This window comes from Staphylococcus sp. SA22 (assembly GCF_054165785.1).
The window spans coordinates 16,579-31,481 of sequence record NZ_JBSZQY010000014.1 but is presented as its reverse complement, the minus strand read 5'-3'; the positions used below and the strand labels follow the sequence as shown (position 1 = coordinate 31,481).

17 protein-coding genes are annotated in these 14,903 nt (G+C 34.3%); all 17 read right to left on the bottom strand.

Going from position 1 to position 14,903, the window contains the following annotated elements; all coding sequences use genetic code 11:
* Positions 1–8 precede the first annotated feature (8 nt).
* Positions 9–1,493: a phage distal tail protein gene (locus ACXQH5_RS11215; protein WP_000567407.1), complete on the bottom strand. Its 1,485-nt coding sequence runs from the start codon at positions 1,491–1,493 to the stop codon at positions 9–11.
* On the bottom strand, positions 1,490–6,019 hold the full coding sequence (locus ACXQH5_RS11210; RefSeq protein ID WP_103150377.1) for a phage tail tape measure protein: 4,530 nt from the start codon (positions 6,017–6,019) through the stop codon (positions 1,490–1,492). Before ACXQH5_RS11210 ends, ACXQH5_RS11215 begins: the two co-directional genes overlap by 4 nt.
* 56 nt (positions 6,020–6,075) lie before the next feature.
* Positions 6,076–6,213 carry a phage tail assembly chaperone GT gene (gpGT, locus tag ACXQH5_RS11205; RefSeq protein ID WP_000566226.1) on the bottom strand — a complete coding sequence of 46 codons (138 nt, stop codon included), beginning with the start codon at positions 6,211–6,213 and terminating at the stop codon, positions 6,076–6,078.
* Between the two features lie 50 nt (positions 6,214–6,263).
* The gene (gpG, locus tag ACXQH5_RS11200; RefSeq protein ID WP_001096355.1) at positions 6,264–6,614 is read right to left on the bottom strand and encodes a phage tail assembly chaperone G; all 351 of its coding nucleotides are present in this window, start codon (positions 6,612–6,614) and stop codon (positions 6,264–6,266) included.
* 50 nt (positions 6,615–6,664) lie between these two features.
* Positions 6,665–6,970: an Ig-like domain-containing protein gene (locus tag ACXQH5_RS11195; RefSeq protein WP_094969686.1), complete on the bottom strand. Its 306-nt coding sequence runs from the start codon at positions 6,968–6,970 to the stop codon at positions 6,665–6,667.
* Positions 6,931–7,572, bottom strand: coding sequence for a major tail protein (locus ACXQH5_RS11190; protein ID WP_000985141.1), 642 nt, complete (start codon positions 7,570–7,572; stop codon positions 6,931–6,933). The genes ACXQH5_RS11195 and ACXQH5_RS11190 overlap by 40 nt, the downstream gene beginning before the upstream one ends.
* The gene (locus ACXQH5_RS11185; RefSeq protein WP_000565498.1) at positions 7,573–7,980 is read right to left on the bottom strand and encodes a hypothetical protein; all 408 of its coding nucleotides are present in this window, start codon (positions 7,978–7,980) and stop codon (positions 7,573–7,575) included.
* Positions 7,977–8,381: an HK97 gp10 family phage protein gene (locus ACXQH5_RS11180; protein ID WP_000114341.1), complete on the bottom strand. Its 405-nt coding sequence runs from the start codon at positions 8,379–8,381 to the stop codon at positions 7,977–7,979. Before ACXQH5_RS11180 ends, ACXQH5_RS11185 begins: the two co-directional genes overlap by 4 nt.
* Complete coding sequence (locus ACXQH5_RS11175; RefSeq protein WP_000755150.1) at positions 8,378–8,740, bottom strand: phage head completion protein; 363 nt, start codon at positions 8,738–8,740, stop codon at positions 8,378–8,380. Before ACXQH5_RS11175 ends, ACXQH5_RS11180 begins: the two co-directional genes overlap by 4 nt.
* Complete coding sequence (locus ACXQH5_RS11170) at positions 8,724–9,008, bottom strand: phage head-tail adapter protein (RefSeq protein WP_000150936.1); 285 nt, start codon at positions 9,006–9,008, stop codon at positions 8,724–8,726. Before ACXQH5_RS11170 ends, ACXQH5_RS11175 begins: the two co-directional genes overlap by 17 nt.
* A complete protein-coding gene (locus ACXQH5_RS11165; RefSeq protein ID WP_000238240.1) occupies positions 8,998–9,282 on the bottom strand; it encodes a hypothetical protein in 285 nt (94 codons plus the stop codon). The genes ACXQH5_RS11170 and ACXQH5_RS11165 overlap by 11 nt, the downstream gene beginning before the upstream one ends.
* A 19-nt stretch (positions 9,283–9,301) precedes the next feature.
* Positions 9,302–10,447, bottom strand: a complete 1,146-nt coding sequence (locus ACXQH5_RS11160) for a phage major capsid protein (RefSeq protein WP_000154567.1) — start codon at positions 10,445–10,447, stop codon at positions 9,302–9,304.
* Between the two features lie 22 nt (positions 10,448–10,469).
* Entirely contained in the window at positions 10,470–11,207 is a 738-nt protein-coding gene (locus ACXQH5_RS11155; RefSeq protein ID WP_000861911.1) for a head maturation protease, ClpP-related, read from the bottom strand.
* On the bottom strand, positions 11,191–12,354 hold the full coding sequence (locus tag ACXQH5_RS11150) for a phage portal protein (protein ID WP_000025268.1): 1,164 nt from the start codon (positions 12,352–12,354) through the stop codon (positions 11,191–11,193). Before ACXQH5_RS11150 ends, ACXQH5_RS11155 begins: the two co-directional genes overlap by 17 nt.
* A gap of 15 nt (positions 12,355–12,369) precedes the next feature.
* On the bottom strand, positions 12,370–14,031 hold the full coding sequence (locus ACXQH5_RS11145; RefSeq protein WP_000625087.1) for a terminase large subunit: 1,662 nt from the start codon (positions 14,029–14,031) through the stop codon (positions 12,370–12,372).
* The gene (locus ACXQH5_RS11140) at positions 14,028–14,372 is read right to left on the bottom strand and encodes a hypothetical protein (protein ID WP_000402904.1); all 345 of its coding nucleotides are present in this window, start codon (positions 14,370–14,372) and stop codon (positions 14,028–14,030) included. Before ACXQH5_RS11140 ends, ACXQH5_RS11145 begins: the two co-directional genes overlap by 4 nt.
* A gap of 130 nt (positions 14,373–14,502) precedes the next feature.
* Positions 14,503–14,802: an HNH endonuclease gene (locus ACXQH5_RS11135; protein WP_000988333.1), complete on the bottom strand. Its 300-nt coding sequence runs from the start codon at positions 14,800–14,802 to the stop codon at positions 14,503–14,505.
* Between the last annotated feature and the right edge of the window lie 101 nt (positions 14,803–14,903).

The following is a 14,903-nucleotide window of genomic DNA, read 5'->3' as shown; positions in this document are numbered from 1 at the left end:
TCTCCTTTCTATAAATATCTATCTTGCCATTTAACCGTCGTATCAAAGACGTTTTCAGGTTGTATGATTAATTCACTGTACCCAGAATCAACATTGAAATAATTACTTCCAAACGATTTCTCGCTCAACATTGGTTCCTCATTGATGACAACACTTTTTGCTTGCATATCTATTTTCACTAAATCACCTTTTTGTATAATGACATCCCTTGCGCCTTTCGGTTTCGGTAGAATCTCCGTATTGAATGAACCTAATCCATTCATCTCCATCCACTTATAACCTTTATACTTCGCACTATAGATAGCTATGATAGAAGCTGGACGCTGATAAAACTTACCGCCATCTATCCACTCTTTCTCATCCATATCAATAGGTTTACGTCTATCTGGGTCTTTAATGTGATCAAATTTCCAAGTTTTAATAGAAAATTTATTACCTACTCTTCTGAGCCGCATATAAACAACGATTCTGTCCAAGTTATACATTATCGGTTTATTCTGATAGTCGTATATCTTTTTGGGGTCTCCTTTTTGGTTATACAACGTAACAACAATATGTCCTATTTTTCTATCATGATATTTATTTTCATAACCAATAGAAGCAAGTAACTTACCATCACTATCATAAATATGTTGTGCTGTTCTTCCGGCACCTTTACCTTTTTGTTCAACAATACATTTATAGGTAATTTGAAAATCTGTCATCGCTTTAGGGAGCCCTCGTTTCGTGCCAGCACCAACCCAACCTTTTGCATCAGGAAAATTAGTTGCTTTATATCCTTCGCCAAGATTGGATATCACAAAGTCACCGCCGACCTTACCACCTAAGTCATTACTTGGAATATCTTCAGTAATCATCTTAGTCCAACCTTTGAAATCACGAAACTCACTATGATAAACAGGAGGCATGTAATCCTTAACTTCTTTGGTTACCTCATCATCACCAACCATAAAATAATCTTCATCATTTTTAGTAATCATAAAGTAACTAGATGGTTTAATTGCTCGGGCTTCAACAATTAAAGGAGTGTCAGCAGTCCCACTATTTACAACTGAAACTTGGTCTGAAATCGCAGTATTTTTATTTCCTGTTACTGAATATTTGTAAGGGTCTGTTAGTACTACTTTGATAGTGAACTTAACAGGTATTGTAAATTCTTTGTGCAGCTTTATTGGTCCTTCGAAATAAGCGTTCCAGTACCAATCTTTAGATTTGAATTGTAATTTAACTTGTTCCTCGTAGTTAAAAAACTTTACTAATTCATTCAAGACGTCATCATGTGTTTTAATGCCGTTGTGAGATAAATAGTCATTACGTACCACCAAAGGTATATCAAAACTATAAGATTCAAGCCTACGCCCTTTATATATAGACCCCGAACGTCCATCTACATTTTCTGTTTTTAAAACATAATTAAAAGAGGGTATTTCAAACCCTCTTTCGACATACAACCAAGGAATTGTTTTGTTGTTCACTTTAATAGTGTCTATCATTGAATAGCAATTCCTCCTTTTCTAAACTTTACTTTTGTTGATTCTTGCCTTTCTCGCTTTTCTATAGACGCGTTCACCTTTTTATCAAAAGCGTATTCGTCAATAATCGGCTGATAATCTTTATCTGCAATCACATCGTTAGATTGTGCTATTTTCAGTAATAAAGCTATTTGTTGTTGCTGTTGTTCAATCATTTTCAATAATAAGCTAGGATCATCAAACCCGTTTAAGTCTGATAATTGGCTAGGACGCTTATTTTTACTCGCTTTTTTCCCTCTTACTTCTGCTGCTGCATAATGCAAAATCTTCATTGCATCATTTCTACGAGCTGGATCTGTTGGAATAATCCATTCTGGATGACCGTCTTCACCTAAGTTATACCAACCATCAAAAACTTTTCCACCTGTAGCATATGCGTAATCACCAGCACGTTTAAAACCACCCCAACCATATCGTCTAACAATGTACTGCATTGCTGAGATACCTTGATGTACTGGATTATTATAATTAGTGTACCCTCGTTTAGCGTTAGCTCTAAAAGTTGAGCCGATAATTTGGAATAATCCTCTAGACGGGTCTCCTCTTTGAGCATTAATATCCCAATTATTCACTGCATTTGATTGATAGTTGCTTTCACGCTTTGCAACTCGCATCATCTGGTCATGAATCCACTTACCTTTATAACGTCCTCCTAAAATACTTTGCGCTTGTCGGATTACTCGGCTGGCATAAGTTGCACCACTTCCAGAAGTAGCATCACCGCCACCAATTGATAACCTACCTTTTTTCTTTGCATTTCTTAAATATGGTTCAGGGTTAAAATGGCGTCCGTTTCTCCTCATTTCAAAATGTAAGTGTGGTCCTGTACTAAATCCGGTATTACCAGTTAAACCAACAACATCGCCGGGCTTTACCATCGTGCCACTAGGTGGTGATTTGCTAAAGTTTTTCAAATGCGCAAATAGCATATCGATAACGCCACTAGTAATTTTTACATAGTTACCATAACCACCAGACATAAACGGCATTCTTGTAAGTCTACCACCCATAGGCGTTCTAACTTCTTGATATACAAATGGAAAATCGACACCTTCATGAAATGGTCTTCCAGTTGCAGCGGTATAAGCTGCGGTACGTCCATAATGATAATTAATTTTGTCAGGGTCTAATATTCCGCCGACTAAATCGCCACCGCCCATAGCTTCTAAATTTTCTTTTATCCAATCAGTAGCACTTTTCTTAATCTTAGACCATGCAGCTTTTGTTATGTCGCCTGCAATTCCCATTCCTTTAGTTAAAGAATTGAAATCAATTCCAAAAGCTTCAAGTATATAATTTAAAAGTTTTCCTGGATTTTCAATAAAATCTAAAACATCGCCAACTTTATCGCCAAGCCATTTGGTACCTTTACCTATTTGATCTTTTGTCCAGTTAAATGCTGATGATGCACCGGACTTAATATCTTTCCACATAGTACCTAAACTAAATCTTGGAAGAGTTCCGTTTAACATTGAATAAGTTTGTGCACCGTTATATACTTTTGAGCCTTTAGGTAAATAAGCAGTAGTATCTGTATTTGGTGTGATTACACGTTTACCATTAGGGAATTCAATCATTTCGTTTCTAAAACCATTTGGACCATTTCCGCGTCCCTTATCTCCAACTGTAGCGAATGTGTCACGTGCAATCTTACCGTTCTTAACTAATCTTGTAGTAGTATGTGTGTGCTCTGTACCAGTATGTAACTTAGGTATTTTATCCATGCCCAACTTACCACCGACCCAGTTTAAACCGTCGATTAATTTATTAAGTCCTTTTTTAATAGCATCTACCATACCGCCGATATGACTTTTAATTTTGCTGATAATACTTTGTAAGCCGTCACGCATATTTGTAAAAATTCCACGTACCTTACTCCATAAACGGCTAGCAATTCCTACCGTATTATCTTTAATGGAATTCCAAATATTTGACATCCAATTTCTTAAATTACTAAAAATTTCTTTCGTCGCATTCCATAAATTAGTAAATTTTGATTTGACGCCACTAAATAATGACTGCGCTTTTCCTATCGTATTCGTACGGATACTACTCCAAGTATTAGATAACCAATTTTTCATATTCGTGAAAATTGATTTGACACTATTAAATAAGAATCCAAAAATACTTTTTGTCGCATTCCAAATTGCTGATAAAGATTTACTGAATATACTTTTTATTACGTCCCAAATACCTGCTATTAATCCTTTTAGCAATCCGCCAAAGTACCTAACAACGCCAAGTATTTTGCCTACAAACCATAATTGAATTAAATTCCATATTAATTGAACGACTCCTTTAAGAATCATAACAATCGCATCCCAAACTCCTCGCCAATCTCCAGTAAATAAACTTGAGAAGAACTTAATTAAACCTAGTATGATATTTAAAGCTCCTTGTATCACACCTTTTATATTCTCCCAAGTACTGACAATTAAAGCTTTAACCGCCGGCCAAATAAATTGCATCACTTGCCAAATCGCGAACATGATTGGTTTAATTACAAAATTTATAATAAATTCAAATATAGCTTTGATAAAATTGCATATATTTTGAAGCGCTTGAACAATAGAAATTCCGTTTTCATTAAAGAATCCATTAATTTGACTCCAAATATCTTTAGCAAAATCAACTATTGCTGATATCGCTTGTTTAAAGATGTTTTTAACAGAATCAATGAAAGGTTGAATAAATTGAATAAAATTACTAAATGTTTGTTTAACACTTTCAATTGCACCATTAACAAAATTTCTGAAAGTTTCAGATTTCTTATAAGCAATTGTAAATGCGACTGCTAAGCCAGCCAAAACACCTAATACAATGCCAATTGGACCAGTTAAAGCCGTGAAGACAGTTCCTAATATAGGTACTTTAGTCGATAAAAAACTAATTAATCCATCAGCCTTTGCAATACCAGCTAATAGTGGGGCTAATACAGTTACTGCATTGCCAATTGTACTTATAAATGCGCCTAATCCAAAAACTACAGGACCAATTGCAGCAGCAATACCACCGAAAATAACAATTGATCTTTTAGAACCATCACTTAAATTGGAAAACCAATCAACCGCTATAGATAGCTTTTTGATTAATTCTTCCATTACTGGTGCAAACGCACTTTCAATAGAAGTCCATACATCAGCACCTACTAATTTTAATTTATTCATTGCTACTTTAAATCTTTCGGAGCCACTTTCAGAATCTTTAAACGTTTGATTTACTGTGCCTTGGGAATCTTCGATAGTTTTTAAGAACTCTTGGTAACTAAAGCGACCGCCTTTAATAGCATCTGCTAAATCAGGACCTGCTTTTGCACCAAATGCTTCAATCGCTAAACTTGTTGCGCTAGCTATATCCGGTGTCCTTTCAATTTCTGCTAATGTCTTCTTAAATTCTTCTCTTGGGTCTTTACCCGCTTTACCCCAATTGGATATAGCTTTTTTCAAACCACTGAAGGCTATTTCAGTATTAACACCTGATTTCTCCCATTGAGAGAATAAAGCGATTGATTCTTTCATCTCAAAGCCCATAGCCCTCATTGGAGCACCGTATTTAGTAATGCTATCAGCTAATGTATCAACACTTATACCGCTAGCCTGTGCTGCTTTCGCTACCATATCAAGTACACTTTGATACTCATCAGCTTCAATACCTGCATCACCCATTGCACGCGTAATTAATTGAACGGCTTGTACGCCGTCAGAACCTGTTATGTGACTAAATTTCAAGAATGACTCTGTGGCACTCTCAAGTTCTTTGCCAGTGAAACCTAACCTTGTGTTAACTTCCCCTAAAACACCGCCTACAGTCTCAGCGTCTGCTGGAAAGTTGCCATAAACATCTTTAAATGAATTCTGCAACTTCTTAAGCTCTCCGCCGGTTGCTCCTGTTGCTTGGGTAACTGTATCTAAACCTTTATCAACTTCTGCAAAAGCTTTTCCTGATGCTGCTGCAATACCTAAAACAGGTGCAGTTACACCAATCATCAAACCTTTACCAATGGATTTTAAACCATCACCCATTTTTGTTAATTTAGGTCCCATACTTTCAAAAACTTTACTGGTTTTTCCCCAGCCACTTTCTGCCATTCTTTGAGCTTCAACTTGAGCTTTTTTGAACTCTTCAAATTCGGCTGATGTTTTTTGTAATTCTCTTTCTAAATAATTCAGCTCATTTGCTTGTTTGTTATATTCTTGTCGTAACTTTTGAGCTTCTGCACTGTTTTCGCCCTGTTCTTGAGATACCTTGTCATATTGCTTGGCTAAATCATCAACGTTTTTCTTATAACCTGCAATTGTTCCATCTAACTCTTTGATTCGTTGTTTATAACTATCAGTTGATTTCTCAGTATATTTAAAGTTGTTTCCAGTCAACTTTAAGTCTGAATTTAAGGTTCTAAAGTTTCGTTTAATTTCTGTAAGTGATCTATTTAAATTTGCTGAATCCAAATCTAAACCTATAGATAAACCTTTGATTCTTTCTCCCATTTTTTACCTCCTTTCTAAAAAAGTTCAAAAAAATAACCCTAACCAAACGGTTAAGGTTAAAACGCATCAATTAAAGCCTCTGCTTTTTCTTCAGAAATGTCATTGTTTTTATTTTGATATATGGAAAGTACATAATGAAATGGCATTTTTAAAACTTCGTTAGCGTCTTTACCATTTTCAATTAAGTCTATCATGAGAGTATCCATATTTTTCAACATTGCTTTATATGTTAAATCTTCAGGCTTTATTTCATGTTCTGGATAAAATTTCTAGTTTCCTCAGTTTGCTGACCTTGAGTAATGAAAATTACTTGTTCACGAAGTGCATTCATTCCATCAGGTGCATGCATACGTTCTTTTAGGTCTTTAACTGTGAATTGGTTATCGTAAATTTTTACAACCATATCCATCAATCTGTCAGCGATTTCTCTTGGTTTCATCGTGCTATTTTCGTCCTCAATATCATCGATTAAATCCATTGCTTCGTATACAATTTCAAATGAAATGAAGTGTGGTGTTAAGTACGTTTGTAATTTAATTTCATTTGCTTTTGGGTCTTCTACTAATTGAATAATGTTACGTTTTAATTTTGCCATTTTATAATACTCTCCTTATTTTCAAATAAAATAGAGGGGTTGCCCCCCTCTTATGCTTCTACATTTATTGTTATAGTGTCACTCATATTACCAACAGTTGCTTTAACCGTGGCAATGCCTTGCGCTTCTGCAGTGACTTGACCATCACTATTTATTGATACAACATTAGTTTGATCTGTTGTGTATTTTACTAGCTTCCTTTGATTAGATGGTTCTACTACAACATTTAAATCGTATGTGTTGCCAACTTTAAGTGTTTTAATGCTATCTGGTATACTAACCGACTTTACCGCAGTTTCCGATGAAGCCGGTTTCGTTACAAAGTTTCCGTATCCTCTGTCACGTTTCCAGTATATTCTTCGCCTAAAATTTTCTTTAAGAAAGCCTCTTCGCCTTTTTCACCGTCGCCACCATGATTTGTCATGTTAGCTGAGTCAAAGATATATTTACGTACAGACTTTTTATTATCAATTAAAGGGAAAAGTGCCTCACCTTCTACTTCTTCACTTGAGAAGTCCCAGTCTTTCTCAGCTGTTTCACCATCAATTTTAGGATTTGTAAACATAACTTTAGGTAATAAAACTGTTCTAAATGTACCGTCTCTACGCTCTTGTCTGAACCATACAGCTACGTAATTGTTTTGTTTACCTTGTTTCTCTTCGTAAACGCCATCTTCATCATAATCTTCATTAAAAACAATTTTGCGAATCTCTTTAGGGAACGCATGCATTTGTAATGAAATTTTACCTTCTCCGTCTGTATTCCCTGATTCAATTGGACCGCCATCAGCATAAGCTGTTTTTAGTTCTCCACCAGTTTCAACACCAATTTTTTGTAATCCTCTTGTTTTTGTAATATCACTATATTTTAATTCCGCGCCTTCTTTCGTTAATTTAGCGAAACCTAAACCAGTAATGTTAAAATACGCCTTTGGCGCACTTGCATGTTTTATTGCCATTTAATTTTCCTCCTTATAAAAAATGCCCTCGTAAACGCGAGAGCTTCTATATGTTTTAAATTCTTCTATATATTCCGGTTTTCCATTTGAAACATTTCCCATTTTTAGTTCAGACCATAATAACTTTTGAATGCGATTAGATATCTTATTTCTTATGATTCTCGCATTATATTCATCATTGTACTTAACAAAAACATCTATTTGGACAATATAACTATATGCACACTCATCTCCGTCAGTATAAGTTGTAGGTATTGGGTCGTCGATATCGTCAATAACAATAAAAGGTACATCAGTATCTTTTACATTAGGGTATTTATTGAACTTAATATTATTGATATTTACGTGCTCTCTAATAATTCTGTCTTGACTAATCACTTCATGAACTTTGTACAAAATATCAATCACAATTTTTTCAACTCCCTTTTTAACGTTTCAAAATACTTATTTTGACCTTGTCTTATTGCTCTATTAATCCCACCCATAGCTTTAGGTTTTACAAATTTTCCTGACTTTTTCTCAACATGACCATTTTCAATTAAATGTACTATTCTAAATCGTTCAAAAGGCCCGCGCCACCTAATTGTAACAGTACGTTTCCCCTTTATCCATTCAGGTTCAGTACGACCAATCTCACTAATCAGCGCTCCTGAGTCTTCTGAAGGTTTGAGTTGTTTTTTTATTTCTTCAACAATTACCTTAGCACCAGCTATTAACGCCTTATCTTGAACTTTTACCATCTCTTTTATGCCAAAATGTTTTTCTAATTCTCTTTCTAATGCTTTATCACCTGTCACTTTCACACTCATGAACTATATCCTCCACGAATCATAATAAAGTCTTTATTATCCAAATCTGGTGATACTTGCTTTATATTCAAACGATTTTTGAAATATCTTGATTCAATTTCAAGATAATGTTCTTCACTGGGTAAATAATCACCTTGCGGATCACGAATATACAATTTAATGTCATTTTGCGTTCCGTTTGAGATAGCTTGTTCTAATTCACGTAACCAGACACCATCAATACTCGCCCAACAGCTATATAATAATTTTTCTTCTTTTTCTCCAGCTTCTGGACCATTATTTTCAGTATACTTATAAAAATGAACACGCGTATTTAAACGTTTAGTTGTAATTCTAGGTTTCTTAAACACTTTCTTCATCTTCTGATACCTCCATTAGAGATAACGAAAAATCTATTATTTCAGGTCTGTAATTGTCGTTGAAGTGTTCTAATAAATCTTGATAAGCATATCTAGCGCGTATAAGTATCAATTCTTGACCTATTAAATTCTCTAATTCAAAAACTCCGCACTGATTTTTTATACGCTCGTACGACATTTTTAACAACTGCTTTAAGTACTCATCCTCTGAATTATGGTCAATCTTTTCAAGTGATTTAAATTTGACAAGCAAATCATCAATCGTCATTGTCTTCACCATTCAATAAGTCGATGATTTCACTTTTAACCATTGAACTAGACGCTTTTTTTTGTAATGATTCGCATAGTTCTAATAATTCTTGTTTTGTCAGCTTATCTAAAGGTACGATATAAACTTTGTCGTACTTATTTTTGATTTGATTTGTCAACAATTCAACACGAGGATTGTTATACCCTTCAGCTGGATACAACTCCCCTACTTTGTACTTGTGTTGATTGTGCTCTATGTCTTTAAATTCTCTAACAACTTTAAATTTCACCATTTTATCACCTCATAAAATTTTATAGTGTTTCTTCGGTATCTTCTAAAGCTGGTTTATGTCCTTTTAAATCTAATTTCCAAACAGCAGCAACTTTATTATCTTTCGCTTTGCCGTAAGCAAATTGTTTTGCAGTGTATAAATCCATATCATCTAACGCAAGTGTTTCTTTAAATTTCTGAACATTAATACCACCAGCTAAATAACCATCATATAGACCTTTAACGTACGTTAAAACCTTACCTGCTTCTTGAACTGTAGACTCAATAACATTCAAATTAAATGGTAAAGCAGTAACATATACGCCATTTGCATTTAAATGTGTATACTGTGCTTGAACCTCAAAAGCATCGGACGGATTAACAACCATTGTTACATTACCTTTAACCGCTACTGATTTACCTTTCTCGTTAGTTGAGTGGTATTTAAACACTTGCGTCAATTCATTAACCGTAGCGCGCGGATTAGCAAATGTAAGCGTACCTTGTTCTTCTTTCTCTGGATAAGCACCATCAGTTACCGATACACCTTTTTGTACTTGACGGTTTAAGCCAATCGGTTGGTCTTTACCAGTACCTTTTAAGAACGCAGTTTCAAGCGCCACTGCAAATGCTTCTTCGATTTGAACACGAACAAATCTTTCAATCCACGCAGGACCAAAATCATTTAAATCTTTTGGTAAAACAACAAACGCTGTCAATTTATTTTGAATTGCTGTTTCTTCACTGAACGCAGCATCTAATTGACCTTTAATTTCACCATAGATTTTACCCCAAACAGCCACGCCAGAAGTTTCGGATTTTAAGAACTTCAAACGCAAACCAGCATTTTTAATACCTAAGTCAGCTAATAATGGATGATTCGTTGTTAAATCTTCGAAGATTCTATCAATTGTTTCTTCTGGTAAAAGTTTTTCTTCTTTATATCCAACACTCTTATTGATATCCATAAAGAAATTTCTTTGGTTTGCACTCAAAGTTTGTGCTGATTTAGGTAAACTAGAAACTCTTTCAGCTTCTGCTTTTGCTTGTAATTTAGTTTCTTCAAATAGTTGGTTAATCATGTCACCGTACAATTCATTTTGTCTTTCTTGCGGTTCACCGTTGTTTACTGCATTAATAAATTCGTTTTTCGCATTTGCGAATGTTTCCGATAAATTTATAGTCATTTTATGACCTCCTATTTTTGTATTAAAAAAGGAATCTTGAAAATCCATTTGCTGATAATTTACTATCTGCAACATCGATTTCTGATTCCTTTTCTTTCATATTTATTTTTTCAATTACTTTATTTGCTATTGCGTCAATATCAATGTTAACCTCTGGCGTTTTACTTACCAAAGCTGTTACACGATTTAATACATCTTTCGATAACACTTGTGTATCGCTTGCTACAATTTGCATATTGTCGTTTTCAAACATTTTACTATCCGCAAAACCTTGTTCAATGGCTTCATCAGCATTTAGCCATGTTTCCTTAGCCATCATTTCTATAAGTTCTTGTTTGTTTTTACCAGCTCTAACCGCATATGCCTCAGCCATTATTTGACCAACATGTTCTAATGTTTCTGCAGCATGATTTAGATCTTTCGCTTCTCCTTGCGCAATACTTGAAGGATTGTGAATCATCATTCTAGCAACCGGACTCATTTCGATGTGGTCACCAGCCATTGCGATAAGCGATGCCGCACTTGCTGCTATTGCTGTGATACGAACATTCACTTTGCCTTTATGAGCTCTTAAATGTGTATATATTTCACTACCAGCTACTAGGTTACCACCATTTGAGTTAATTATAATATCAACATCTTCATCACTAAATTCTAGTTGTGTTAAAACATCTTTAGGACAAGTCGAATCCATACCAAGCATTTCGTAAACCCATTTATCTTCGTTGGAAACGATGACGCCTTTAATCTCCACTTTCATCTTCATCACCACCTTTCAATGTACTACCATTTTCGTTTGCTTTTTCGTAGTTCTTCGTCACTAGATATTCGTCTAATTCAGGATTGTCAGACGGTTCTTCACCTAACATAATCCGCACCTCATTCCTTGTAAATGAACCAGAACTTACAAGTTTGTCAATTGCTTCAGCATATTGAAGTGGGTCTTTTTTATTCACACCGACAATTTCTATTCTTGTATCTTTCAAATACATGCTTTGAGTTATGAGTTTCGCGTTTAATTCGTTCTGAATCTTTTTTAATAAAGGTGTTAAACAGAACTTCTCAAATACAAGCGTGTTTTTTTCCAAATCAGCTGTTTCTCCGTAAATCAAACCTGGGGGTATACCAATCATCAACGCAACATTTTTTATTGCATCTCTCATTAGCTCACTCAATTCAGAAAAAGGCATGTTACTATTCTTACCACCATTAGATAATTCCTCATAATCAAAACCTTCTATCAAAGGCGCGATTGCTAGTTGGTTTTTATTAAAAGTATTGAATAATTTATTTGTGAACGCTTGTAATTTTTCTATATTCTTTTCGTCATATGCGCTAGAGGCAGATTTCAAAATCCCTCTTATTTGATAGTTTTTTAATTGTGCACCTATCATTCTTCCGAATATTTTCCCGTAATCTTCGAATAGACTTTCTACAAAGTGTGTCACTTTATTGTTGTTGTACTTTAAATATATGACCTCTTGCATTGTGAAAGTACGTTGATAAGTATAATCTTTAACCGTTACATCTTTGAATATATCATCATACAAAGCATACTCTTCTCTGTAAAAGCTATCTGCGATAAGTAATTCTTTGCTGTCACTTACTACGATTAAAACCTCGTTATCGTAAATTAGTTTATATATAACTTGTTGCCAAAAACTATCGCTTGATAAGTCAGTATTTGGTTTTATATTTAACTTGTAGTAAACATCATTCTTTTGAATTCTATTACCTTCCAATACTTTAAAATGACTTTGAGCGACAGCTCGCGCAACAAATTCAATACAACTATCAATCGCTAAACGTTTCACATACGCTTGTTGTGATAAATCTTCTATCATATCTAAATCAAGCATATATGATATATCTTTCCTAGTTTTAAATATCTTTTCTAGAATACTCATGTCTCACCTCCTCTATTAGAAATCTATACTCATTAATGCATCAAGTGCTTTAGACATGTCTTTGTCTACTATATCATCCGCTCTATATAACGCATGAACAAATGCCATAAATCCATCCGTTTTACGTCTGACTTCATCTTTTTTGATATACTCTTTATTTCCATCCGGCTTGATTTTTACAGCAACATTATTAGTAAACCAACGCATCAAAGGATTGTCTCCATATATTACGTTATGTTTCGCAAACATTGTATCGATACGTGGTGCAAGTAATCCATGTATTGCTTTTGGATTTCTAAGTACTTCAAGTTTTATGCCAGCATCCTCAAACGCACGTCTTACAATATCAGTTCTATAATTATCAGCTATGACTTTTTCAAGCCCATATTTTTCTCTAGCCTTTAAAAACCAATCAACTATATATTCAATTTCAATGACATCATCATCGACAATGGTCAATAATCCCATTTTTTCCCATTCTTTAATAGGAGGTTCTAATTTGACATCATCCAAAAACCCTTGTCTTACAAACGAATGTCCTAACCAAATGTAATCATCGTTTTTTCGGAATAATAGCCCTACACTTGCAAAATCTCGAATGTTTGCAAAGTCTAAACCACCAATACACATTTGATTATCTAAATTTGGTATCTCTCTATTAGTCGCTAGTATTTCTTTCCATGGTGCTATTACTTTTTCAAGGTCAACTTCAGGCAAATTCATTCGCTTAGTCATGAATTCGGGCTTATTTGAACGGTTGAATGGTAAATCGTTATATTCTTCTTCAATCGTGCTTAGCAGTGTTTTAGCGTATTCTGATAACGGTTTATGTAACATTGGGTTCGCCTTTTCCCACGTCTGTCTGTCATCAACTTCTTTTGGATCGTCTAACTTACAATAAAAAGCAAACAATCTACTATTTTTAACCTTGCCACTTAATACACTTGCAATTTTGTGCTTCATTGCATCGATATAACCCTCTCTAACAAAACCATCAGTACTTATATAAAACGTTCTTCTATTTTTCTTTTTACCTAATCCACCACGTTTGACGTTTACCATTTCAGGACCAAAGAAATAATGAATTTCATCAAAAATAACACACCCCTCACGTCCACCGTCTTTGGTTTTTGTGTTTGATGTGTTATATCGAATAACCGATTTAGTTGCACGGTTTATTATTTTTGCTTTACTAACTTCATAAGGAGCTTTTGGCGTTTTACCCGTCTTATTTCGTTTGTTATCCATTAAAACGGTTCTGATTTCATCAAACGATGTTTTTGCTTGATCTTCACTATTAGCAACAATGGAGATGTGATATTCTTTAACTCCGTGTAAGGGCGTAGAAAGAAAATCACTAATAGCACTTATTAGACCGTTTTTCCCGCCTCCACGTCCCATGAAAATAGCAAATTCTGTAAAGAAAGCTTCATCTGTATTTTTATCTATAAGAAATATATTAGCTATGATAAACCTTTGAAATGGTAATGTTGGAAAATACCATTTTTCAATAAATTTGATACAATCCTCGATTTTCTGTTCATCAAAATATACATCATCTCGTGAATATATATGTTTTTGTAGATAATTAAAGAGATCAATTCTTTCTTTATTTAAAATTATCTTTCCTTGTTTCCACAAATTTATATATTCATCAACGTATTTATTACTAATCATAGGTAATCATCAGATGGCGTTTCTGTGTCTTCTTTCTCTTCGGGCAATAAATCCGATAATTGTTTGATTATTTTTTGATATGCAGCATCTCTAGCATTAAATAGTTTGGCTACTGGTCTTTCCCTTTCATATGGTGGCGCCTTTTCAGATTGAGTAAATAAATCATAATCACCTTTTTCTTTTATGTCTTCCCACATGTAATCAAGCATTACACGTAGCCTTGCTGCTTGAATAATTAAACCATCAACTACTTTTAATTTATTGCTAGGTATGTCTTTATATAATACTTGTAGCCTTTCTTTTTCTTTAAGCACTAAATTTTCATCGACTATAATCTCCATTTCATCACCTGCCTTAAAATGGTTATAAGAGGGGGGGTTATACATGGATTTTTAAAATTATCGCGAAGTTTACTCCCTAACCGTTCCCCAAGTATTTTGATCGCTTTTGATTTTTTTGACCCGGGGGTATTTACCATTTTTCGTCTTTCCATTTATTTTCTTTTTTTATAAATCTCTTTTCTTTTTTGTTGTGACATTTAATACACAGTGTTTCTAAATTGTTTAAGTCATGAGCAAACTCCGGATGATGTTGTAGCGATAATATATGATCTACATCCAACGACTTATGTTTGCTTTTGTCATATGTCGTTAACTTGCCGTCTCTCTTACATTGTTGACATTCATAATTATCTCTTTCTAGTACTCTTTTTCTTGTTGTTTGCCATTCTTTAGACTTATAGAATCGTATACGTTCGTCTTTAGTCATCATAATGTTTCACCTTATATAACTTAAGTAGTATCAAGACGCATCTATACTTGATGTGTAGTAATGTATTTACAATTAGTTTGAACATGTTCATACCTCATAAA

Coding starts and splice junctions, on each gene's coding strand:
- ACXQH5_RS11215 (WP_000567407.1), bottom strand. CDS start 1,493: ATGATAGACACTATTAAAGTGAACAACAAAACAATTCCTTGGTTGTAT.
- ACXQH5_RS11210 (WP_103150377.1), bottom strand. CDS start 6,019: ATGGGAGAAAGAATCAAAGGTTTATCTATAGGTTTAGATTTGGATTCA.
- gpGT (WP_000566226.1), bottom strand. CDS start 6,213: ATGATAGACTTAATTGAAAATGGTAAAGACGCTAACGAAGTTTTAAAA.
- gpG (WP_001096355.1), bottom strand. CDS start 6,614: ATGGCAAAATTAAAACGTAACATTATTCAATTAGTAGAAGACCCAAAA.
- ACXQH5_RS11190 (WP_000985141.1), bottom strand. CDS start 7,572: ATGGCAATAAAACATGCAAGTGCGCCAAAGGCGTATTTTAACATTACT.
- ACXQH5_RS11180 (WP_000114341.1), bottom strand. CDS start 8,381: ATGAGTGTGAAAGTGACAGGTGATAAAGCATTAGAAAGAGAATTAGAA.
- ACXQH5_RS11175 (WP_000755150.1), bottom strand. CDS start 8,740: ATGAAGAAAGTGTTTAAGAAACCTAGAATTACAACTAAACGTTTAAAT.
- ACXQH5_RS11170 (WP_000150936.1), bottom strand. CDS start 9,008: ATGACGATTGATGATTTGCTTGTCAAATTTAAATCACTTGAAAAGATT.
- ACXQH5_RS11165 (WP_000238240.1), bottom strand. CDS start 9,282: ATGGTGAAATTTAAAGTTGTTAGAGAATTTAAAGACATAGAGCACAAT.
- ACXQH5_RS11160 (WP_000154567.1), bottom strand. CDS start 10,447: ATGACTATAAATTTATCGGAAACATTCGCAAATGCGAAAAACGAATTT.
- ACXQH5_RS11155 (WP_000861911.1), bottom strand. CDS start 11,207: ATGAAAGTGGAGATTAAAGGCGTCATCGTTTCCAACGAAGATAAATGG.
- ACXQH5_RS11150 (WP_000025268.1), bottom strand. CDS start 12,354: ATGAGTATTCTAGAAAAGATATTTAAAACTAGGAAAGATATATCATAT.
- ACXQH5_RS11145 (WP_000625087.1), bottom strand. CDS start 14,031: ATGATTAGTAATAAATACGTTGATGAATATATAAATTTGTGGAAACAA.
- ACXQH5_RS11140 (WP_000402904.1), bottom strand. CDS start 14,372: ATGGAGATTATAGTCGATGAAAATTTAGTGCTTAAAGAAAAAGAAAGG.
- ACXQH5_RS11135 (WP_000988333.1), bottom strand. CDS start 14,802: ATGATGACTAAAGACGAACGTATACGATTCTATAAGTCTAAAGAATGG.